The following is a 20,790-nucleotide window of genomic DNA, read 5'->3' on the forward strand; positions in this document are numbered from 1 at the left end:
GCATCTACCTCATGAAAACAACAACGACTTGATGACAACGGGCACAACTCCCGGAGGGTCGAGGAACTCGCCGACATCAACAAAATCCAGTTCTTGCAACTTGACACCGTCCACCGACACAAGACTGCTCTCCAACCCGAACTCATGCTTGAGCAGGTGCCCGAGTGTTCGGGCAACGTCGCCGTCGATCATCAACAATAAAGGGGCCCCGCGTTTTCCTCCCGGCGCAGCTGCCCGGAGAATGCCCTCGCTCACCGCGGCAAGTCGCGAATACTCGGGATCCCCTTTCCACGTGAATGCCAGTGCCATCTGGTTGTCATGATTCAGGTCCATCTTCTTCATTCCCGCGCGGATGGTTTCAGCCACTGATGTCGAATCAATTTCCCCTTTAAGCTCGAGGTCAACACTCACAACGGGAACGTTGTGCACCGGCAATACGGAATCGCCAGCGAGGAAAATGGTTTTTCCGCTGACCTGAACCGTGAACTGGGAAGCACCAATGACCGTTGCGCGAATTCCGTGACCGGGGTCGAGCATTGGAAGATTGAGCGTTTCAGGCAACATCCTGCACAGCTCCGTGGAGAGCATCTTGGCAATGTCGCCATACTCTTTGGTTTCACGCCCGAGAATGTATTCCGAGACACCCCCGGAGAAAGTAAGCGCTGTTGGCTGCATAGGCCTTGGCAAGGCTTCGGTCAGTTGCAATGACATTCCCAGACGGTCGAGGGACTTTCCTGAGATAAAATCGACAGCAACCTCAGCCAGGCGGGTGACAATTTTCTGCCGATTGCCTTCGTTAGCCATCGACTCCGGATCGGTCGCAATACCCAGTTCCTCCGCAACCAGGCGAACCGAATCATCCACCCGCGTCCATGCGCCCTCGTCATCCTGCGCAAGCAGTCTGCCGCCGACGGCAAATGCACAGACGCCCAGCACTTCACCCTTGTTGATCATTGAAAGCTTCGTTGTGCCGCCACCAATGTCGACGTGAAGAACGCACTCGTTCCGGTTCTTGGATAATTTGGCGGCACCTGAGCCGTGGGCTGCCAGAGTACATTCGAGCTTGTGACCTGCTGTCGCACACACGAACTTTCCGGCTTCCTCCGCAAACAGCTCATCAATTGCCCGCGCGTTGTGCCGCTTGATCGCCTCTCCAGTCAGGATGACAGCGCCGCTGTCAATGTCGCTTCGTGCGATGCCGGCGCTCTCATAGGATGTGCGAATGAATGCTGCCAACTTGTCTGCATCAATGTTGCCATCACTCAGAAAGGGCGTGAGCATGATGGGCGAGCGCCAAACCACCTCGCGATGGGTTACGACAAAGCGGCTGGAGAGCCCCTGTGACCGACGTTGCAGGCGAACCGTTGCAAACAGCAAGTGAGAGGTGGAACTGCCAATATCGATGCCGACCGTGTTGAGTTCCACGGTTTCCTGCCGCCAGATAAAGTTGGCAAGTTCGGCTTTATCTTCCTCATGCATGTGGCTGTGCCCATGCTGATGATCACCATGCAACTGCAGCATGAAATACTCTCCTTTCGAAACATTCGTGACTTGAAATACTATTTATTCCCGCATCCACATTGGCTCAATGGGCAAGGGCACTCCCAGCAACTCATAAAAGCCAATGTAAACAACCGCAAATATCAAAAAACCGGTAAGTATTCGTTGCCACCAGGGCAGCCCGTGATAACTGGTATAGGCGAAGCTGAATGCAAGAAGCCCGACAATAAATCCGAATACATAACCCAGAGGAAATACTGCGCTCAGCCACAATGCGCGCTTGAGCAATGAGCAGCGTCTGTTGCCTTCGGAGAACAGCTCACTCTCATCATCCAGTTCCTTTTCAGACGCGGTAAAGGACCGGACCGCCAACCACCCGGCACAAAGAGCCAGCAGGGAGCCGGCCATTACCGGGAACTGGAGCACTTTGGCCGAATACCCCCAGTGAAAAATGGCCATTAACAACATGGTTGATGTAAATAACAGCAGAACTGCCGCACTGAAAAAATTACCTTGTCTACAGGTCATGCGTAGTCACCTCTTTCTTGTTGTTTAATGTTTTCTCAGCTTTTTCAGCTTTTAACGCTTTATGGGCCCGATGACTTTTCATTCCCGCCATGACAGCGCCAGCAACTATAAAGAGAGCCAGAACCAGACATATCGGCCTCAGGAAAAACAAGCCGCCATAGGTATTGAGAGAGATATAAAGGTAGGTTTCGAGCAGCGGCGCCAGAACGAATCCCAGCAATAAGGCAGGCCTGGAGAAGCCGTAGGCTTTCATGGCAATACCGACCGCACCGAAGATGAAGACGAACAGAACGTCAGCAAAATTGTTATTGGTGGAGTATGCCCCCACAACGACCAGCGTCAGAAGTATCGGCGCCAGCATATGGCCCGGTAATAGAGTGATTTTAGCCAGATGTTTAGCCAATAACAGCAAGACCAGCGAACCGATCAGGTTGGCTCCCACCAGCACAAACGCGAGCCCGTAGGCCATGTCCATATGATCTTCAAGAAATTTAGGGCCAGGCTGCAGACCAAGCAGAAGGAACCCTCCGATCAGCAGAACCATTGCACTGCTGCCCGGTACGCCAAAGGCAAGAGTTGGCACCAATGCGCCACCGTCTTTCGCATTGTTGGAACCTTCCGGTCCGATAACTCCTTCAATCGAGCCTTTGCCGAATTGGTAAGGACGCTTGGAAGCCTGTTTAGCAGCACCGTAAGTTACAAACGGTGCAGTCTCACTGCCAACGCCGGGTATCAGACCGAGGAATACACCGAGGATTGAAGAACGAAGCAATACCCACTTACGTACGACTGCAGCGCGCGCACCCAGCCAAACCTGCTTGTGGGTAATTTCCATCGGGCTGCCGTCTGGTCGCGTGGCCGCGATACTCCGCCCGGACATCAAATCAATAATTTCCGGTATGGCGAACATACCCAGCGCCAGCGGAATCAGCCGGAAACCATCGAGCAGATAGTCGATCTCCATCCAGAACCGTGGCACACCCGTTGTACTCTGGTAACCGAAAGTGCCCAGGAACAGCCCGAAGGCGCCTGCAGCAAGCCCTTTGATAGGTGACCCACCGCCCAGCATTGCCAGATAGCTGATGCCCAGCAAGGCCAGGAAAAACGTTTCCGGTGAACCGAATGACATAACCACCGGGCGTACGATGGGGAGCAGCGCAAACAGCACTACAGCGCCGATAACCCCCCCCAGGGCGGAGCTCGACAATGCTGCCCCCAGGGCGTAGCCGGCACGTCCACGCCGACTTAGAACATAGCCGTCAATGATGGTTGCCGCGTTGCTCGGAGAGCCGGGGATGCCCAGCAGTATTGCGGTTACCGAACCCCCGGTCGACACCACCGCATAACTGGCCAGCAAAAACGCCAGGCCGACAATCGGCTCCATGCCATAAACCAGCGGCAGCAGTACCGACAGGGCCACAAGTCCACCCAGGCCCGGCAAAATACCGAACACTAGCCCGACAGGGACCGCTGCAAGCAGGACCAGGAATACATCCCACCGTGCGAAGTTCATCAAACCATTCAGTAGATCACTCATTCGTTGCCTCGATGTTCACACTGCCACCAGCCACACTCGGGCGACTGATGCCGAATGCCGTTGAATTCGATTCGTTCGTTCGGGCCCGTTTCAGGTAGAAGCTCCATAACAGGGCCGCGACTATCATTGCCCCACCCTGCACGAGCAGATTTGGAACAATCAGCGTGCAGGCAAGAGCTGCAAACAGAAGCCGCCCGAATCCGTTAAGGCGTGTTGTCAGTATCCAGCCGTGAACCGCAACCCCGAAACACAACACCATCCCGACTGCTGCTATCAGAGCACCGGCAATAGCCAGCACGCTGCCATCCATAAGGAGACCCGGATTGAAGATGAAGAAGAACGGCAATACATAGCCGGCGACAGCCAGCTTCGACGCATACGGCGCAACCGAAAACGGGTTGGTATTAGCGATGGAAGCGGCCGTAAAGCAGGCCACCGCGACAGGTGGCGTAATGGCCGACATACAGGAGAAATACAGAAGGAACATGTGGGTGCCGAGCACTGGCAACCCGAATTCGCCGATGAGAACAGGGGCAAGCAGAGCCGCGCCCATAATGTAGACGGCAACTGTCGGCATGCCCATGCCCAGAATAATCAGCACCACCGCAGAAACGATAAGGGACGGTACCAGAAGGCCTCCGGCCAGTGCATACAGCACGGCGGCCGCCTTGCTGGAAAGGCCTGTCATCTCAATACATCCGATGATAATCCCTGCAACAGCTACAGCTGCCGTCAGGGGCACCACTCTAAAGCAGGTTTCCACACATCCGGAGATCAGTTTTCTGGGGCCAATGGCGTGCCGAACAGCGATCCAGCTGGTTACCAGGGTGACCAGACAGGCCCCTGCAGCGACGTAGGCGGGCGAAAAACCACTTAACAGAAAGTAGGTCAACACAAAGATGGGAATCAGGCTTGGCCAGCCACGACGCAACGCCACCATCAGGGTAACGCGCTCTTCAGCAGGCATGGCCTTGATACCAAGGCGCCGGCATTCAAAATGAACGAGCGTAAAAACACCCAGGTAATAGAGACAGGCAGATAACAGGCCTGCGATCAGAATGTCTCTATAAAGAATGCCCGTCATATCTGCCATCAGGAACGCTACCGCGCCCATCACCGGTGGTAGTAACGCACCACCCGAGGAAGCAGCCGCTTCGGTTGCGGCGGCCTGTTTTTTGCTGATGCCAAAACGTTCCATCAATGGAATCGTTATCGGCCCGGTCGTAGCCACATCGGCCGTAGGGCTTCCCGATACCGAACCGTACAAAGCACTGGAGACAACACAGGCTTTTGCCGGACCGCCGATCATTCCTCCGGTACTGCAGGCCGCAATATCGAAGAAAAGCTGGCCACCGCCAGACAGCTGAAAGAAGGCACCGAACAACACAAAAAGGAAGGCATAAGTTGCCGCTACATAAAGCGGAACACCAATCAGTCCATCCATCGTGATGGCCTGCATTTCGATAAAATAATTCAGGTTAACGCCACCGTGGGAGAAGCTGCCGGGAATGTTTGGCCCCCAGACCACATAGCCCAGAAATGCAAACGAAAGCAGAAGCAAGGGCCATCCGGTCGCCCGGCGCACCATTTCCAGTGACAACCCCACTAGCGCAAGGCCACCCCAGATTTCATAAGTAGTCAGTTGATCAAAGCTCTGCATCCAGTTGTGGTAGCGGGGTTCGTAATAGCTGAATCCGGCGGCAAGTAAACAGCCGGTAGCCCCCAACACACCATCAAACCAGGTAATACGCTCAACACTTTTTGAGATTGTTGTTGTGAGAAATGCGATAGGAAACAAAAACGCCAGAAACAGACCGACATGCAACAGTTCAGACTGGCTACTGAACAGCGCCATATAAATAACCACCGCTGTTCCGAGCACAGCGAGTAGCGCGACAAATCTGCCCAGCCAACCAGTAGGCACGAAACGGTTGCCTTCACCGGTAAGCCAGAAAAATCGCTTCAGTCCGTGTATAAGACTGCTTTTAGCAGACATACCCCCCCCCTAATCACCGAAACTGCGGCAGGTAAAAATAGTTCTGTGACCTGGGCGGAACCGCCGACCTGATCAATCGGCAGTTCCGCCTACGGCACTTCATTACTGCTTTCCGGTCGGAGCTTTAGTCGATAAGGCCCTTCTCACGGTAGAAGCGCTCGGCTCCCGGGTGCAGAGGGAGATTCATCGGGTTCCATACCATCATCTCCGGCCCGAAGTTGCGCAGGGAAGAGTGAATGGACTGGACGCGATCAACATTCTTGCTAATGGCTGTCAGGAATTTGTAGACAGTTTCTTCGGAGACGTGTGGGCCAGCCTGCAATGCGTTCCACATTTTCTGTGTGGCACTGTCTTTCTCAATAAACGGGCTTATCCCGGCTGGCGCGATATACAGGTCGTAGTCCCAGCCTTCGGCAGCGGCCGCCATCTTGTCGCGGTCAATGTCGATCCATTTCAAAGGACGGTTGTTGTGGATCTCTTCCAGACGCGAGTCAGGCATAAACCGGCCATTGATAAAGACGTCCGCACGGCCATCGGCCAACGCGTCCATACCAATGCCTGAGTTACCACGCAGTACGGAACCTCCCCAATCTTCGACGTCATCCATGGAGAACCCATACTCGTTAAAGATGTGCTCATACATGGCGATGGTTGACTGAAGATTGGCTTCGGTGTTCACCGCAATTTCCATGGGTGGCTTCTTCTCTGCGATGTCCGCCATTGACTCGATACCATGTTCTTCAGACCACTCTTCGGTCATCAGATAATGAACGGTCAGTTCATTGTGGATCGTCATTACATGAAAAATCTGGTCTTTCAGGGACTCCCGGAATGGCGCCGTTCCCTCCAGCGCGTACTGAACTTCCACTGCGCCACTGGCGCCCGCAAAATCCGCATTACCACGGGTGATTTCAAGCAGACTGCCTGCTGGAGAGCCGGGCTTGAACTCTGCTGCAGAGTCAGGGTATTCATCCCGCACAATCCCGTTCAGCGCTTCAAAAACAACCCGTGAATATCCACGTGCGCTACCGCCTGTGGCGGTGTATTTGATGGGATCGTTATCCTGGAATTTTTCCTGGGCGAAAACCGCTCCTGATCCTGCGGTGGCTAGTGCGCCACATGTAATCAGGACGCCAAGGCCGGCTACTTTCAATTTCTTTTCGAAGGTCATGTGCTACCCCTTATTGTTTTTGTCCGAGTTAGGACCATGCTGTTTTCTCTTTATGGACGGAAAGAGAAACCGTTATTCAGGCACTTCACCAAGAACCGTCACTCGCCGCAGCCATCTGCGTTCCGCCGGATCAAAATCACGACGTGCATGCAAAGTGCAACGGTTGTCCCAAAGCAACAGGTCCCCCACCTGCCACTCGTGGACATAGGAAAGTTCTGGCTGGGAAATGGTTTCAAACATCACATTGAGAAGGGTTTCACTCTCATCAGAGTCGAGACCTTCTATTGAATGGGTCATCAGTTTATTGACGAACAAACTCTTGCGGCCGGTGGCCGGGTGTGTCCGTGCAATCGGGTGGGCCTGCGAAATACCGTCTTCTATACTGACCATATTCTTCCGGTCGGTGCCCTTGCCGCCATAGTCATACACGTGGGTAGCCCTCAGGCCCTCGATCCTTGACTTGACGGAGTCCGGCAACCGCTCATAGGCCATGTAGCCGTTGGCGAAAACGGTTTCACCACCGGCGGAAGGAATCTCGATGGCGTACAGCATGGTCCCTTTGGCCGGGCGCTGCTGATAGCACTGATCGATATGGAATTCCATTTCACCCAATGGCAAGGCGCCTTCGCTTTTGCCTTTTTCTTTCAGGTTACCGATGTACATCACCGCCGGGTGGTTACCCTGGTACTCAGGCACGTGAACTTCCGCCAGCTCGCCGAAACGGCGGGCGAACGCCACTTGCTGCTCTTCTGTGGGCAGGCTCTGATTGCGAAGCAGAATCACCTGATACCGGTGCCACGCCTCAATTATCGTGGCGAACTCTGCATCCGTGACACCTTTGCTGACATCCACACCCCGGATTTCTGCCGCAATGGCCGGGGAGCAAGGCACGATTTCAATACTCATACAAACAACTCCTGCCTGAATTAATTCAGTGCCAGATGGACGGTTTTGGTCTCTGTGTAGGAAAGCAGCTCTTCAATGCCCTCCTCCCGTCCAAGCCCACTGTTGCCCATACCACCAAACGGCGTTCCAAGGTGATGCGCCGAGAATCCGTTCACCCACACGTAACCAGCCTTAATCCGGCGGATGCACCGCGTTGCTGCATTGAGATCGTTCGTCCAGATGGCAGCGGTAAGCCCGTATTCCGTGCTGTTAGCAATGCGTATTGCCTCGTTCTCATCCTTCCAGCGGAAAACCGACAGCAAAGGTCCGAAAATTTCTTCGTGTCCTATGCGCATTTCGGGCGTCACATCGGCAAACACCGTAGGCTGATGCCAATAGCCATGCTCAAACCGGGCGCCAGGCGGGCGTTCTCCGCCGGTCATCAGGCGTGCACCGTCCTCATGGGCGGTGCGCACATAGTGTTCAACCTTGTCCAGCTGCATGCGGGAATTCATGGGCCCCATCTGGGAGCTCGGATCCAGCGGATCCCCCATCACCAAACGCTCTGTTTTTTCAACAATGCGCTTGAGAACCTCTTCATACAGGGATTCGTGAACGAGCAACCGGCTGCAGGAGCCACAAGACTGTCCCTGCCAGGCAAAGTTCATTGCCGCTACCGCTGCCGTCGCTGCAACTTCAGGATCGATGTCGGGAAAGATAAGCATCGGGTTTTTACCACCCAGCTCGAGACTGACATGCTTGACAGACACTTCTGCCGCAGCTTTCTGAATGACCAGCCCGGTAGGAACGGAACCGATAAACGCGAGACGCTTGATATCCGGGTGCCGAACGATAGCGTCGCCCGCCTCCGCCCCGAGACCGGTGATAATATTGACAAGGCCCGGCGGCAGTTCGTCCCGGCAAATTTCAGCCAGAATGCCGGCGGAAAGGGAACTCGACTCAGGTGGCTTGATAATGATTGCGTTCCCTGCCATCAGAGGAGCAGCCATCCTTGACAGCGCAAACATGATGGGGTGATTGAACGGAATTATCCGTCCGACGACACCGTAAGGCTCCCGCACAGAAAAGTGCAGGTTGCGCTGGCTGGCAGGAATCGTACTGCCTTTAAGCTCAAGCCCAAGGCCGGCGTAATATTCCAGGACCTTGATACCCATTCCCACGTCACCGCGCATTTTGGTGATGGTGTTGCCCGTATCAAGAACTTCCAGTTTCAGAATTTCCTCTGCACGCTCGGCAACCCTGGCTGCCACTGCGCGAAGCCGCTCTGCCCTGTGGGACATTTCGGTATTCGCCCATTCAAGTTGGGCTCGAGTAGCTGCCACCACAGCGCGGTCTACATCTACCGTGTCACCGGCCGGAATCCGACCGATCACTTCTTCTGTTGCTGGGTTCAGCGAGTCCAGCGTTTTTCCACTGGCGGCTTCAACCAACTCGCCATCAATCAACATCAAGGTCGTTTGGACATTCGTCATTTTCTTGTTCTCCGATTCAGCTTTTACACACTCAGTGCATGGACTTCCCGCCATCGACGTTAATCGTCTGGCCGGTTATGAAATCGCTGGCAGGGGAGAGCAAGAAAAGGACCGTTCCAACCAGATCCTCAGGTGTCTGGGGACGCTTCAGGGCGCGCTGCTGATTGTATTCGTCACTCAGGTAGCTGGTGCTTGAAGATGCGAGTTGGGTATCGCTCAGCGTCAGTCCGGGCATAACAACATTGACATTAATGCCGTCATCCCCGACTTCTCGGGCCAGCGCTCTGGAAAAGCCGATAACACCCGCCTTCGCTGAGGTGTAATGAAGCCGGTTGGGCGTACCTTCAAGAACGCGGCTGGATGAGACGTTGATGATCTTGCCGCACTTTTGAGCCTTCATGTGTGGGTAGACAGCGCGACAAACCGTCAACAAACCGCGGAGATCAACAGCCATTACCCGGTCCCACTCTTCCGTGGGAATTTCAAGCCAGGAACGGCGGGGCAGCGAACTCATCAAAGATGCGTTATTCACAACACCATCAATGCGACCAAAGGCCTCCATGGTTTTCCTGGCCATGGCCGCGACACTTTCCTCATTGGAAATATCGGTGGTGACAGCAATGGCATCACCGCCGGAATCCCGCAATTCCGCGGCAGTCGTCTCCGCCTCTTCCCCATGAATGTCCGCGATAACAACATTCATACCAGCGTCCACGCACGATTTGGCATAAACCTTGCCAATCCCGCGACCCCCGCCAGTGATGATCACTGTGCGTCCTTCAAGATCAAACAGCTTAGAAGCCATTGAACCAACCCCCTGTGATTGTTTTTGTTGTGCGAAATCTGCTGATCAGTGCCCGCCTGACTCATCGAAGCCATTCAAGCTGCCAGCCACATTCTTTATTATTGAGATGCTATTTTGTTTTGTGAAATCTAACTATAAAATTATACAAACGGCTTCAGGTGTCAACTATTAATTGGAAATCGGCAGAAACAAATAACTCATGGGCTGGAGGCGTATGAACAATTATTATTTTGTATTATTTTCATATGGCTTTATGACGACACATCTACTGCGTTTATTGTATTAAATAACTATACATATCTGACTTTATTAAAGACTTATTACTTTTCCTGAATAAGTATTACAAGGCACTTAATTCTATATATAGAATCCTGGGGAATACCCAAACTTCTCCTTGCCTTGCGCAAGCCTCACCTCACTTCGAGGCTTGACGTACACAACACCTGACGGTACCTTTCGACTATACTATAGTGAAAGCCACTCTCGCTTAATGATAAAAAACACAAAAATCAGGAACAGAAAATGGTTGCCGAAAACACGGGAAATACACCCTCTCGCCCCCTGCCACCTTCACCTGAAAAGCTGGAATGGGGCAGCGATGCCGTGGCCTGGACGCTCAGGTCACTGCCAATAGACTTCATTGCGCTCAATCCCGGGGCCAGCTACCGAGGCCTCCACGACAGTCTGGTTAACGTTCTTGAGGATACGGCCCCGGAAATGCTGGTATGCCTTCATGAAGAGCACGCCGTTGCCATGGCCCACGGCTATGCCAAGGTAACCGGACGACCCATGGCCGTCGCCCTTCACAGCAATGTCGGCTTAATGCATGGCAGCATGGCCATCTACAATGCCTGGTGTGACCGCGCACCCATGCTGATCCTCGGGGCTACCGGGCCGGTTGACGCAAACCTGAGACGGCCCTGGATTGACTGGATACACACGTCCCAGGATCAGGCTGCCCTCATTCGCCCGTTCATCAAGTGGGACAACCAACCTGCATCGGTTGAAGCCGCTGTGGAGTCCATTCTGAGAGGCTGGCAGGCGACCATCCGGCGGCCTCAGGGCCCGGTGTATATATGTCTTGATGTAAGTTTGCAGGAAAAGGCACTGGACAAACCGCTGTCGCTGCCCGATCCGTCCCGCTTCGCGCCCGGCGAACCGCCAGTGCCGTCGGCGGGGAAGCTGGATACAGCCGCGCAGATGATTCGTGCCGCCCGGAATCCCGTGATTCTTGCAGGCAGGGTTTCCCGGGATTCTGCGGACTGGGCCAAGCGGGTAAAGTTGGCTGAACGGCTTGGCGCAACCGTCATGACCGACCTCAAAATCGCGGCGGCCTTTCCGACCGATCATCCCCTCCACCCTTTACCACCCGCTTTCCGGCTGGATAGTGCCGCGGTACACCTGATATCCGAGGCAGACCTGATTATCAGCCTCGACTGGCTGGATCTTGGCGGAACACTGTATACGGTTTGGCCTGATGGAAAGCCCTCGGCAAAAATCATTCACGCCTCGCTGGACGATTATGGGATGAATGGCTGGGCGATGAACCATCAGCGCATGGCTCCGGTGGATCTGGCTCTCGATGGCACACCAGAGAGTACCGTTGATGGTCTGCTTGAACGAATGGAATCCACCGCTGCCGTTAATACACAGAGCTCCTACCAGCGGCCACCGCTCCCATCTCAAACCGGCGTATTCGATCTTCTTGCCCTGGCAACGACACTGGCATCAACGCTCGAAAACAGGGATGTCAGTTACCTGCGCCTGCCACTGGGCTGGCCTTCATCCACCAGCACCTTCAGGCACCCGCTGGACTACCTGGGTTATGACGGCGGAGCCGGTATTGGTTCGGGGCCGGGAATGGTGATTGGCAGTGCACTGGCTCTCAGGGGTTCCTCGAGATTGCCTGTCGCTGTTCTCGGTGACGGAGATCTGATGATGGGTGCCAACGCACTCTGGACCGCTGCCCGCCACAAGATTCCCGTGCTGATTATTGTTGCCAACAACCGCGCTTACTATAACGACGTCGCGCATCAGGAAACGGTCGCGATCAACAGAAGCCGTGACGTTGAAAACAAATGGGTTGGTCAGCGGCTTGATGATCCCGCGATTGACCTGGCGTCCATTGCCAGAGCGCAGGGTTTCCAGGCGGAAGGCCCGATCCTTGATGAGGAGTCTTTCCGGACCGCACTGAAAAAAGCCATCACCGCCGTGGAAAACGGCCAGCCAGCGCTTCTTGATGTTGTCGTCAAAGCCGGCTACATGAGCGGAGTGGTTGATTTCAATAGTGATTCCCACTCAGACGGCAATAAATAAATAAAGGGAGCCACCCACAATGACCACCAGTAACCAAGCACTCACAACCAAGTCTGTGCTACCGCTCAACCGCGGGCTCTATTATGGCGGCGCCTGGCACAAAGCCGCCCTTGGGCGCCAGATTGCAGTGACCAACCCGGCCGATGGCAGCAGCCTGGGCGAAGTGGATGAAGCAACGACTGAGGACATCAATCATGTCGTGGACGCCGCGCGCAAGGCTCAACCCGCATGGCGGGCCATGGCCCCGACACAACGGGCAGCAGCGGTGCGTAAGATGGCGCAGAAAGTGCGCGATCACGCCGAAGAGCTGGCCCTGCTTGATGCTCTTGACTGCGGCAACCCACGCTCCGCCATGGTGGGAGACATGCAGGTAGGCGCGCATCTGCTGGATTACTTTGCCGGCCTCGCCACGGAACTCAAGGGTGAAACCATTCCCACCGCCGCCGGCCAGCTGAACTACGTCCTGCGGGAACCTTTGGGTGTGGTTGCGCGCATTGTTCCATTCAACCATCCCGCGATGTTTGTCTGCGCCAAAATCGCCGCGCCGCTGATCGCCGGTAACAGCGTCATTATAAAGCCAAGTGAACACACGCCACTGTCGGCTTTGAAACTGGCCGAACTGTTCGATGGCCTCTTGCCAGCCGGTGTACTCAGTATTGTCAATGGCCAGGTGGAGGCGGGAGTTGCCTTGTCCGAGCACGAGCAGATCGACAACATCAGCCTGGTGGGCAGCATCCAGACCGGTAAGGCCGTATGCCGGGCTGCCGCCAATACCCTCAAGAGCACCCTGATGGAACTGGGCGGCAAAAACGCCATGCTGATATTTCCGGACGCCGACCTGGAAAAAGCGGCGGCAAGCGCCGTGCACGGAATGAACTTCGGCTGGACCGCCGGTCAGTCGTGCGGCTCAACAAGCCGCCTGTTCGTCCAAGAAAGCATCTATGACGAGGTGCTCAGCCGGATTGTCGAACAGACCAACGCTATCAAGATGGGCTTGCCGGAAAAGGTCGAGACCGAGATGGGCTGCGTCTCAAGCAAGCCCCAGTTCGACAAGATCATGGAATACATCCGTATTGGTCAGTCAGAAGGGGCACGGTTAGTTGCTGGAGGTACGCAGCCCGACGACCCTGCACTTGCCAATGGCTATTTTGTGCGCCCCACCATCTTCGCCGATGTGTCAGCAACAATGCGCATCGCCCGGGAAGAAATATTCGGGCCCGTGCTCAGCGTAACTCCGTGGTCCGATGAACAGTCTGTATTCGCCATGGCCAATGGACTTGAATTCGGCCTTACCGCGTCAGTCTGGACAAAGGATCTGGCCCGGGCGCACAACGCCGCCGCCAAACTGGAAGTCGGATACGTCTGGATCAATGGCTCCAGCGCCCACATACCCGGCGCGCCATTTGGCGGGAGCAAGCAATCAGGGCTTGGACGTGAGGAATGTATGGAGGAGCTCCTCGCCTTTACACAGAGCAAAAACGTCAATGTGACTCTGGAACCATGATATGACGGCAATTCTTGAAATCGCGGATGTCTCCAAGACATTCCAATCCGAGAACGGGGAAAGCATTCAGGCTCTGGCTCCGGTAAGTCTTGGCATCGAGCAAGGGGAATTTCTTTCCATCATCGGTCCCAGCGGCTGCGGAAAATCCACACTATTCAATGTGATCGGGGGCATGACCCCCGCCGATTCCGGACAGGTGTCAGTAAACGGCAAGCCCGTTTCCGGAACCCATAAAGATATCGGCATGGTTTTTCAGGAAGAATCGACGTTCCCCTGGCGGACTGTGATCGACAATGTCGCTTTCCCTCTCGAAGTTGCCGGAATGGCTAAAAAAGAGCGCCTGGAAAAGGCTCGTCACTTTGTGCAGCTGGTTGGGTTAACCGGATTCGAAAATCATTTTCCCTATCAATTGTCCGGAGGCATGCGCCAGCGCACGGCCATTGCCCGCACACTGGCATCCGAGCCACGCATTCTGTTAATGGACGAACCTTTCGGGGCGCTGGATGAGCAGACACGGCTTTTACTTGGGGACAAGCTACTGAAGATCTGCGATGAGCTGAAGCAGACCACAATGCTCATTACACACAATATTACTGAGGCTGTGCAGCTCAGTGACAGAGTGGCGGTCATGTCTTACCGCCCTGGCACCATCATGCGAGTGATCGACATTGAACTGCCGCGACCGCGCGGTTCAGAACTGATTTCGACGGACAAATTTTCCGGCTACGTCGGGCAAATCTGGGAGGACCTGCGCACGGAGGCAGACAGAGGGATGAAAGCAGCCGGTGAAGCGTGAAGCCCGCCGGAACACCTTGTAACAAAAACAAAAGCATTAAGGAGAACAATCTGATGAAACGCCAACTGTGTAAATATGTGGTCACCCCCGTGGTTGCGGCCATGCTGTCACTGAGCGCTGTCGCCCAGGAAATGGACGAAGTTTCGGTCGCTATCGGCCAAAGGGGCCTGTGGGACACCCTGGTGGTGCACCAGGGTATTGAAGAAGGCATCTTTGCCGAAGAAAACCTTTCTGTTGATATGACCTGGACCAAAGGCGGAGCCGAAACACTTCAGGCGGTCACGACCCGAAGCGTTGATATGGGTTTTGTTAACGGTATGCTCGGTGTTCTCGGAGCCTATCAGCGCGGCGCGCCGGTGCGGATCGTAGGCGCTGAAATGACAGGTTCCAATGACCTGTTCTGGTATGTAAAAGGTGACAGCGACCTGGAAAGCCTCGCCGATGCGGAAGGCGCGACTGTGGGCTATTCCCGTCCTGGTGCATCTACCCACCTGGTTTTGCTGAACCTCCTCGCGGAAGCCGGGGTAGACGCTGAAATTGTCTCTGCAGGCGGCATTTCCGATAACCGCACCCAGGTGATGTCCGGTCAGCTCGATGTTGGCTGGTCAGTCCCTCCTTTCAATCTTGACCTGGTCGCCGCGGGTGATCTGAAAATCATCGCGAAGGGCAGCGACATCCCGGAACTGGCTGAACAGACTGTACGGGCCAATATTTCCAATACAACGTTCCTCACTGAGCGTCGGGATGTTGCCAAACGTTTTATGCGCGCCTACATGAACACCGTGGACTGGATGTATGACAACAAGGACGAAGCCATTGAGCGTTTTGCAGAATTCAACGACATTGAGCTGGAAATTGCGAAAGAGGCTGCAGAGTTCTATCCCAAGGAGGCGTTGCTGTCGGTACCTGTAAAAGGACTGGATAAGACGATCCGGGAAGCCATGGAACACGATGCCCTGCGGGAGCCCCTGAGCGAGGAGCAGATTGACGAGTTGCTGGACTATGTCTATGACCCCCGCTGAACACCGTCGCAAACCATTCCTGGCGTTCATCTGGGGCCCGACAACAGCAGCTCTGCTTGTGCTGCTATTGCTGGGGCTCGCCCTGGAGGGGCTGCTTGCATCGGGGCTGGCTGATCGCTCCATTGTCGCTGCACCTTCGGAAATGCTGCAGTCCCTGGGACGCCTGTTCGCCAGGGACGAACTGGGCATTTCCTTTCTGATAACCCTGGCACAGGCATTGTCTGCAACGATAATGGCCATGCTGATCGGATTGCCGTTTGGCTACGCCCTGTTCCGCTATGAGCTTCTGGGGCGCGCCTACAGGGGTTGGCTCGCCGCCTTGTTTGCAGCGCCTTTGGTGCTGCTCTACCCACTGTTTCTGGTGGTCATCGGGCGCAACTACGGGACCACGATCACCATGGGCGTCATGACCGGTATGATACCAATTGCTCTGTATACCTGTGAGGCCCTGCACAAGGTGTCCCCCACGCTGTTAAAAGTGGGGGCAGCTTTCAACCTTACCGCCAAGCAGCGGTTTCGGCTGATACAGATTCCGGCTGCGGTGCCAGACACCTTCACAGGGATCAGGCTCGGGCTGATCTACGCCCTGGTCAATATCATAGGCATTGAATTTCTGATCGATTTTGGTGGGCTCGGACGTGTGGTATCCACCATGTTTTTCCGCTATGACATTCCGGGAATGTACGCCGCGATCTTCTTTATCATTTTGATCAGCTTACTATTTCTCACAGTTCTAAAAAGGGTGGAACGATGGCTCAGACCCGTATAGATCCGAAAATGCGCCGTCAGGTTCTGACCCTTCAGGTGCTGACACCGGTCGTACTGATCATTCTGTGGGAGCTCATTGCCCGCTCGGGTTTGCTGTATGAAGGGGTTGTTCCCACCACTCTGGAGGTGGTACGAGCATTCTGGGGTGAGATCACGAGCCCGGCGCTTTACCACCATTACGGCATAACCCTGATGGAGCTTTTCGGCGGCTTTATCATTGCAACCATCACCGGTGTTGTAGTCGGAGTGGCGCTTGGCAGCCGGCCCTTTGCTTCGCGCGTGGCTGACCCATTCCTGTCATCGCTTGCGACAACTCCCAAGATTATCTTTCTGCCGGTCGTCATGCTGATGTTCGGTATCGGGCCGGAATCCAAGGTTGCCCTGGGGGCACTGGCGGGATTTTTCCCTATTGCGCTCAGCACCATGGCGGGAACACTTGGCGTACGCCCGGTGCTGGTTAATGTTGGCAAGGTGCTCAACCTGAGCCGTTGGCAGATGCTGACAAAGATTTACCTGCCGTCGTTGGTAGGCCCCATCATCCGGGGCATGCGGCTTGGGCTGGGGGTAACCGTCATCGCAATACTGCTGGGAGAGATCAAGTTATCAAATGCTGGTCTTGGCTTCCTGGCCATTGAATACTACAACTCTTTCCATATCGCGAACATGTACTCAATCCTGATCATTATTTTTCTAACGGCCCTGATCATCAACGCAGCCATGAGCTACATCAGTCAGCGTTTCGATCGGTCATGAATTCCCGGAGAATACCAATGCCAGAATCAGACAGCCCCGTATGGGGAAAGAGAATGGGGTTTGGACAGCGCCCGGCCCTATTGATCGTTGACCTGACCCGCGCCTTCACCGAAGCGGGCCGTCCGCTGGGTTCGTCTATGCCGGCGACCCTTGAGGCCACCAATGCGTTATTGGATTGTGCACACAAAGCGGAAATTCCGGTCATTTTCACGACGGTGAGCTACGACTCGAGTGACCTCAGCGATGCGGGAATCTGGATCACCAAGATAGGTGGCCTTGAAGATCTCAGATCCGGCAGCAATGGCGTCGATATTGCCCCTCAACTGCACCGTGAAGAAAAGGACGGACTGCTGGTCAAGAAATACGCCTCCTGCTTTTTTGGCACTGACCTTGTGAGCAGGTTGCTTTCGATGGGTTGCGACACCCTGATCATGGCCGGCTGTTCCACCAGTGGTTGTATCCGGGCGACAGCCGTGGATGCCATCCAGTATGGATTCCGGCCCATCGTGGTAGAGGATGCCGTGGCAGACCGCTGGCCAGAGGCTCATCGGCAGTCATTGAGTGATTTGCAGGCAAAATACGCCGATGTATTGCCGCTCGAAGACGTGCTGGCACATTTGGAGGCGCCACTGAAGGCTTGATCAACGAACAGTACGGGACTGAGGGAACGGCTCTTATGGCGCAACACGACAGGCAGTTCGGTATTGTCGGGGCAGGAGGCATTGGCAGCTTTTACGCGATGAAGCTGTTAAATGCCGGGCATCGCTGCGTGATGGTGGCCCGCGGGAAGCGCCTAGGCCAGTTGCTTGAGTCCGGCCTGCGGCTATCCCATGATACGCAATATCATGAGGTGCCTTGTCCGTCTGCCTGTGACCTGAGTCAGCTGTTTGAACACTATACCCCCGGGCAGTTTCATGCTCTTGCTCTTTGCACAAAGTCTTCTGCAACCAAGGAACTCGCCGGTGCCATTGCCGGGTGGTTCGCTCGCTGTAATGCCACTTGCCCGGTCATCTCATTACAGAACGGCATGGATAATGAAAGCACCCTGGCAGGAGCACTTCCCCGGAACTGCGTGTTCGGGGGGCTTGCGGTGAAAATCGGTGCGCATCTGACCGCCGATGGCTCTGTAGAGGCGAAGGGACCGGGTGAACTGATAATCGGCCCCTGGCCCAAGGGTTCACCGGACAGGGTGCCGGCTGAAGTGTCTACTGCCTTTGAGCAATCAGGCGCCCCCATCAGAATCAGCAATAATATACAGCGGGAACTATGGCTTAAACTCGCCATCAATAATGGCGTCAATCCACTGTCTGCACTGACAGGCCTGGATACTCGGAGCCTGAGCCGGGAGCCCCCCTTTGCGCCGATGGTTTACAGCCTGATGCAGGAAGTCGCGATAGCCGCAAGTGCGGACGAAGTGCTGCTAACCCGCCAGGACATAGACGATATGTACTACCTGATCCGTAGTTTTGATGCGATCAAGACATCCATGCTGGTTGATCATGAACAGGGGCGGGCCCTGGAGCTTGACGCCATCTGTGGCGCAGTGATGTCTCGCCATCAGCGACTGGGAATCGATGCACCCTATACCCGTTTGGTCTATGCCCTTCTGAGCCAGATGCCCGGCTCAGTTCAACATTGATGAACCCGCCTGCCAAAGCAGGCGCACCGACAGAAGCGTCAGTACGATATTGAACAAGCGATGAAAATGTTTATTGGAGATAGTTCGGAGCACGTGCAACCCCAGCCAGGTTCCGACAAATCCGAAAATTGCCATACCCGCCATGAACAGCAGCCACTCCTGGAAAACAAAGCCCGCAAAACCAAACACAATGGCTTTCGGAGCGTGTTGAAGAGCCATCGCGGCCGCCTGGGTAGCGACGGTACCGAAACGATCCATTTTTATCTGCTTGATAAACGCAGCCACCAATGGCCCTGTAGCGCCAACAAACAGGCCGATAAAGGTGGTTGCGGTGGCGGCAATAAAGACACCGGTACTGCCAAGTACAGCCTTCGGCAGGCCGGGGCCCCAGCACAGATAAAGGACAAACAGCCCGATGGTCAACTGCCAGATATAGGCGGGCAGTTGCACCAGCAACAGGGTACCCAGCAATGACCCGGCAACAACCCCTGGTATAAAGGCCGCCAGGACCTTCCAGTTGATGTTTCTCCAGGTCAACACCACCCTGCCTCCGTTCGAAGCAAACTGGATGATGCCATGGACCGGAATAATCGCCGCGGGTGGCACCCACATTGCCATCAGGACAAGCAGCAACAGCCCTCCCCCGACCCCGAAACTTGCGGTAACCATGGACGTCATGATTGAGCAGATGAAAAGAAACGCAACAATGCCTGTTGTCAGGGAATCAGGTATCAATATCAGTTCCATCGTTGCCCCATCAGAATTATTCTCGTATATTAATATTTCATCTTGTTTATTAAGATTTTTGGCGATTATACGATTCCCGTGTGACAGCCACAATTGTTTGTTGCGAATCCACCAATTACAAAACCAACAGCAACGAAAGGGGAAGTAGCATGCTTTTTCTGAACAACGATGATATTCATGAATTGTTGAACATGAGGGATTGCATAAACATTCAGGAAGAGGCGTTCAAGGGTCTTGCAAAAGGTCACTCGATACATCGCCCCAGGATTGACATGTACGTGCCTTGTGAGCGAGACGACGGATACTGGCGCTGGGGCACGATGGAAGGCGCAACCCATGCCCCCGGACCCTATTTCGCGATTCGGATGAAGTCGGATGTCATCCAGTGGACCGAGGATAAGCGCAGTGGTCTGCCCCGCGAGGATAAATACTGCGTGGAACCCGGCACCTACTGCGGGCTCATTATGCTGTTCTCAACCCGGAATGGCGAACCTCTGGCCATGATGAATGACGGCCACCTGCAACATATGCGCGTGGGAGGCGGAGCCGGTATCGGAGTCAAGCACCTTTCCCGTGAAGACTCCACCACGGTTGGCATGCTGGGCTCCGGTGGTATGGCGCGCACCTACCTGCAGGCATTCTGCTCGGTACGCCCCATCACCAGGGTCAAGGTGTACAGCCCCAGCAGGGAGAATCGCGAACTCTACGCCAGAGAGATGGAGCAGGAACTGCAACTTGAAGTCATCCCCGTAGACAGTGCAAGGGAAGCGGTTCGGGGGGTAGATATTGTCTCGTCATGCACCAGCAGCATGGTACCGACCATCGAACCCGAGTGGCTGGAGCCGGGCATGCATGTTACCAACCTGGGGCCATTCGAGCTGTCTGAAGAGCTGCTTCTTCACGCAGACGTGGTTATTCGCCAGGGCATTGCCGGTGGCGCCCCCACTGCAGGCGAAGATCCGGTACGAGTACGATCGGGTGTTGGCCATAGCCCGGTTGCCTACATTGCCGGCACTGAAGAAGAACTTCGCCGGTTACCGGAAGCCCGTCCCCGGAATACCCTGTTCCGCCGGGATTGTCCCGACTTCTCTGATCTTGTTAGCGGTAAAAGCGCCGGGCGACAATCCCCTGACGATATTACTCTCTACATCAACGGAGGTAATCAGGGACTGCAGTTTGCCAGCGTTGGCGGCCTGGTCTACGAGGCCGCCAGGCTGAAGAAGCTGGGTCGCGAGTTACCCAGTGAATGGTTCGTGCAGGACATTCGCGACTGACATCGCAGAAAGAAGTGCAGGAAACCGGTCAACGGTATGCGCAGTTTCCTGCACTT

General features: G+C 54.9%; 18 protein-coding genes. 9 read left to right on the forward strand and 9 right to left on the reverse strand.

The window, feature by feature from the left end; genetic code table 11:
- Positions 1-9: 9 nt before the first annotated feature.
- The 8 genes from QPL94_RS19135 to QPL94_RS19170 all read right to left on the reverse strand — a co-directional run bounded on the left by QPL94_RS19135 (position 10) and on the right by QPL94_RS19170 (position 9,915).
- On the reverse strand, positions 10-1,521 hold the full coding sequence (locus tag QPL94_RS19135; RefSeq protein ID WP_285359517.1) for an ethanolamine ammonia-lyase reactivating factor EutA: 1,512 nt from the start codon (positions 1,519-1,521) through the stop codon (positions 10-12).
- Between the two features lie 42 nt (positions 1,522-1,563).
- Positions 1,564-2,028: a tripartite tricarboxylate transporter TctB family protein gene (locus QPL94_RS19140; protein ID WP_285359518.1), complete on the reverse strand. Its 465-nt coding sequence runs from the start codon at positions 2,026-2,028 to the stop codon at positions 1,564-1,566.
- A complete protein-coding gene (locus QPL94_RS19145) occupies positions 2,018-3,565 on the reverse strand; it encodes a tripartite tricarboxylate transporter permease (protein WP_285359519.1) in 1,548 nt (515 codons plus the stop codon). The genes QPL94_RS19140 and QPL94_RS19145 overlap by 11 nt, the downstream gene beginning before the upstream one ends.
- Positions 3,558-5,561: a TRAP transporter permease gene (locus tag QPL94_RS19150; protein ID WP_285359520.1), complete on the reverse strand. Its 2,004-nt coding sequence runs from the start codon at positions 5,559-5,561 to the stop codon at positions 3,558-3,560. Before QPL94_RS19150 ends, QPL94_RS19145 begins: the two co-directional genes overlap by 8 nt.
- A gap of 124 nt (positions 5,562-5,685) precedes the next feature.
- The gene (locus QPL94_RS19155) at positions 5,686-6,732 is read right to left on the reverse strand and encodes a TAXI family TRAP transporter solute-binding subunit (RefSeq protein WP_285359521.1); all 1,047 of its coding nucleotides are present in this window, start codon (positions 6,730-6,732) and stop codon (positions 5,686-5,688) included.
- A 72-nt stretch (positions 6,733-6,804) separates the two neighbouring features.
- Positions 6,805-7,638: a TauD/TfdA dioxygenase family protein gene (locus QPL94_RS19160; RefSeq protein ID WP_285359522.1), complete on the reverse strand. Its 834-nt coding sequence runs from the start codon at positions 7,636-7,638 to the stop codon at positions 6,805-6,807.
- Between the two features lie 20 nt (positions 7,639-7,658).
- The gene (locus tag QPL94_RS19165) at positions 7,659-9,110 is read right to left on the reverse strand and encodes an aldehyde dehydrogenase family protein (protein WP_285359523.1); all 1,452 of its coding nucleotides are present in this window, start codon (positions 9,108-9,110) and stop codon (positions 7,659-7,661) included.
- Positions 9,111-9,141: 31 nt separating this feature from the next.
- Positions 9,142-9,915 (reverse strand): SDR family NAD(P)-dependent oxidoreductase, encoded by a 774-nt coding sequence (locus QPL94_RS19170; protein ID WP_285359524.1) that lies wholly within the window; start codon positions 9,913-9,915, stop codon positions 9,142-9,144.
- A gap of 522 nt (positions 9,916-10,437) precedes the next feature.
- On the opposite strand from QPL94_RS19170, the gene QPL94_RS19175 reads away from it, so the two are divergent.
- Genes QPL94_RS19175 through QPL94_RS19210 form a run of 8 tightly spaced genes read left to right on the forward strand, consistent with a single transcriptional unit; the run spans position 10,438 to position 18,713 of the window.
- On the forward strand, positions 10,438-12,231 hold the full coding sequence (locus QPL94_RS19175; RefSeq protein ID WP_285359525.1) for a thiamine pyrophosphate-binding protein: 1,794 nt from the start codon (positions 10,438-10,440) through the stop codon (positions 12,229-12,231).
- Positions 12,232-12,250: 19 nt separating this feature from the next.
- On the forward strand, positions 12,251-13,735 hold the full coding sequence (locus QPL94_RS19180; RefSeq protein WP_285359526.1) for an aldehyde dehydrogenase family protein: 1,485 nt from the start codon (positions 12,251-12,253) through the stop codon (positions 13,733-13,735).
- A 1-nt stretch (position 13,736) separates the two neighbouring features.
- Positions 13,737-14,531 carry an ABC transporter ATP-binding protein gene (locus tag QPL94_RS19185; protein ID WP_285359527.1) on the forward strand — a complete coding sequence of 265 codons (795 nt, stop codon included), beginning with the start codon at positions 13,737-13,739 and terminating at the stop codon, positions 14,529-14,531.
- Between the two features lie 53 nt (positions 14,532-14,584).
- Entirely contained in the window at positions 14,585-15,553 is a 969-nt protein-coding gene (locus tag QPL94_RS19190; protein WP_285359528.1) for an ABC transporter substrate-binding protein, read from the forward strand.
- Entirely contained in the window at positions 15,540-16,322 is a 783-nt protein-coding gene (locus QPL94_RS19195; RefSeq protein WP_285359529.1) for an ABC transporter permease, read from the forward strand. The genes QPL94_RS19190 and QPL94_RS19195 overlap by 14 nt, the downstream gene beginning before the upstream one ends.
- Positions 16,304-17,074 carry an ABC transporter permease gene (locus tag QPL94_RS19200; RefSeq protein WP_285359530.1) on the forward strand — a complete coding sequence of 257 codons (771 nt, stop codon included), beginning with the start codon at positions 16,304-16,306 and terminating at the stop codon, positions 17,072-17,074. Before QPL94_RS19195 ends, QPL94_RS19200 begins: the two co-directional genes overlap by 19 nt.
- Positions 17,075-17,127: 53 nt before the next feature.
- Positions 17,128-17,715: an isochorismatase family protein gene (locus QPL94_RS19205; RefSeq protein ID WP_285359531.1), complete on the forward strand. Its 588-nt coding sequence runs from the start codon at positions 17,128-17,130 to the stop codon at positions 17,713-17,715.
- Between the two features lie 35 nt (positions 17,716-17,750).
- On the forward strand, positions 17,751-18,713 hold the full coding sequence (locus tag QPL94_RS19210) for a ketopantoate reductase family protein (protein WP_285359532.1): 963 nt from the start codon (positions 17,751-17,753) through the stop codon (positions 18,711-18,713).
- Here QPL94_RS19210 and QPL94_RS19215 read toward each other — a convergent pair.
- Positions 18,699-19,460 carry a sulfite exporter TauE/SafE family protein gene (locus QPL94_RS19215; protein WP_285359533.1) on the reverse strand — a complete coding sequence of 254 codons (762 nt, stop codon included), beginning with the start codon at positions 19,458-19,460 and terminating at the stop codon, positions 18,699-18,701. The genes QPL94_RS19210 and QPL94_RS19215 overlap by 15 nt on opposite strands.
- A 149-nt stretch (positions 19,461-19,609) precedes the next feature.
- Between QPL94_RS19215 and QPL94_RS19220 the strand changes: the two genes are divergently transcribed.
- Positions 19,610-20,734, forward strand: coding sequence for an ornithine cyclodeaminase family protein (locus QPL94_RS19220; RefSeq protein WP_285359534.1), 1,125 nt, complete (start codon positions 19,610-19,612; stop codon positions 20,732-20,734).
- Positions 20,735-20,790 lie beyond the last annotated feature (56 nt).

Source organism: Marinobacter sp. SS13-12 (assembly GCF_030227115.1).
Taxonomy (GTDB): Bacteria; Pseudomonadota; Gammaproteobacteria; order Pseudomonadales; family Oleiphilaceae; genus Marinobacter.

What these genes read in the sequence shown, in the direction of transcription:
- QPL94_RS19205 (WP_285359531.1), top strand. Translation starts at nt 17,128, where the DNA reads ATGGGGTTTGGACAGCGCCCGGCCCTATTGATCGTTGACCTGACCCGC.
- QPL94_RS19165 (WP_285359523.1), bottom strand. Translation starts at nt 9,110, where the DNA reads ATGACGAATGTCCAAACGACCTTGATGTTGATTGATGGCGAGTTGGTT.
- QPL94_RS19210 (WP_285359532.1), top strand. Translation starts at nt 17,751, where the DNA reads ATGGCGCAACACGACAGGCAGTTCGGTATTGTCGGGGCAGGAGGCATT.
- QPL94_RS19140 (WP_285359518.1), bottom strand. Translation starts at nt 2,028, where the DNA reads ATGACCTGTAGACAAGGTAATTTTTTCAGTGCGGCAGTTCTGCTGTTA.
- QPL94_RS19200 (WP_285359530.1), top strand. Translation starts at nt 16,304, where the DNA reads ATGGCTCAGACCCGTATAGATCCGAAAATGCGCCGTCAGGTTCTGACC.
- QPL94_RS19170 (WP_285359524.1), bottom strand. Translation starts at nt 9,915, where the DNA reads ATGGCTTCTAAGCTGTTTGATCTTGAAGGACGCACAGTGATCATCACT.
- QPL94_RS19135 (WP_285359517.1), bottom strand. Translation starts at nt 1,521, where the DNA reads ATGCTGCAGTTGCATGGTGATCATCAGCATGGGCACAGCCACATGCAT.
- QPL94_RS19175 (WP_285359525.1), top strand. Translation starts at nt 10,438, where the DNA reads ATGGTTGCCGAAAACACGGGAAATACACCCTCTCGCCCCCTGCCACCT.
- QPL94_RS19150 (WP_285359520.1), bottom strand. Translation starts at nt 5,561, where the DNA reads ATGTCTGCTAAAAGCAGTCTTATACACGGACTGAAGCGATTTTTCTGG.
- QPL94_RS19215 (WP_285359533.1), bottom strand. Translation starts at nt 19,460, where the DNA reads ATGGAACTGATATTGATACCTGATTCCCTGACAACAGGCATTGTTGCG.
- QPL94_RS19190 (WP_285359528.1), top strand. Translation starts at nt 14,585, where the DNA reads ATGAAACGCCAACTGTGTAAATATGTGGTCACCCCCGTGGTTGCGGCC.
- QPL94_RS19160 (WP_285359522.1), bottom strand. Translation starts at nt 7,638, where the DNA reads ATGAGTATTGAAATCGTGCCTTGCTCCCCGGCCATTGCGGCAGAAATC.
- QPL94_RS19220 (WP_285359534.1), top strand. Translation starts at nt 19,610, where the DNA reads ATGCTTTTTCTGAACAACGATGATATTCATGAATTGTTGAACATGAGG.
- QPL94_RS19180 (WP_285359526.1), top strand. Translation starts at nt 12,251, where the DNA reads ATGACCACCAGTAACCAAGCACTCACAACCAAGTCTGTGCTACCGCTC.
- QPL94_RS19155 (WP_285359521.1), bottom strand. Translation starts at nt 6,732, where the DNA reads ATGACCTTCGAAAAGAAATTGAAAGTAGCCGGCCTTGGCGTCCTGATT.
- QPL94_RS19145 (WP_285359519.1), bottom strand. Translation starts at nt 3,565, where the DNA reads ATGAGTGATCTACTGAATGGTTTGATGAACTTCGCACGGTGGGATGTA.
- QPL94_RS19185 (WP_285359527.1), top strand. Translation starts at nt 13,737, where the DNA reads ATGACGGCAATTCTTGAAATCGCGGATGTCTCCAAGACATTCCAATCC.
- QPL94_RS19195 (WP_285359529.1), top strand. Translation starts at nt 15,540, where the DNA reads ATGACCCCCGCTGAACACCGTCGCAAACCATTCCTGGCGTTCATCTGG.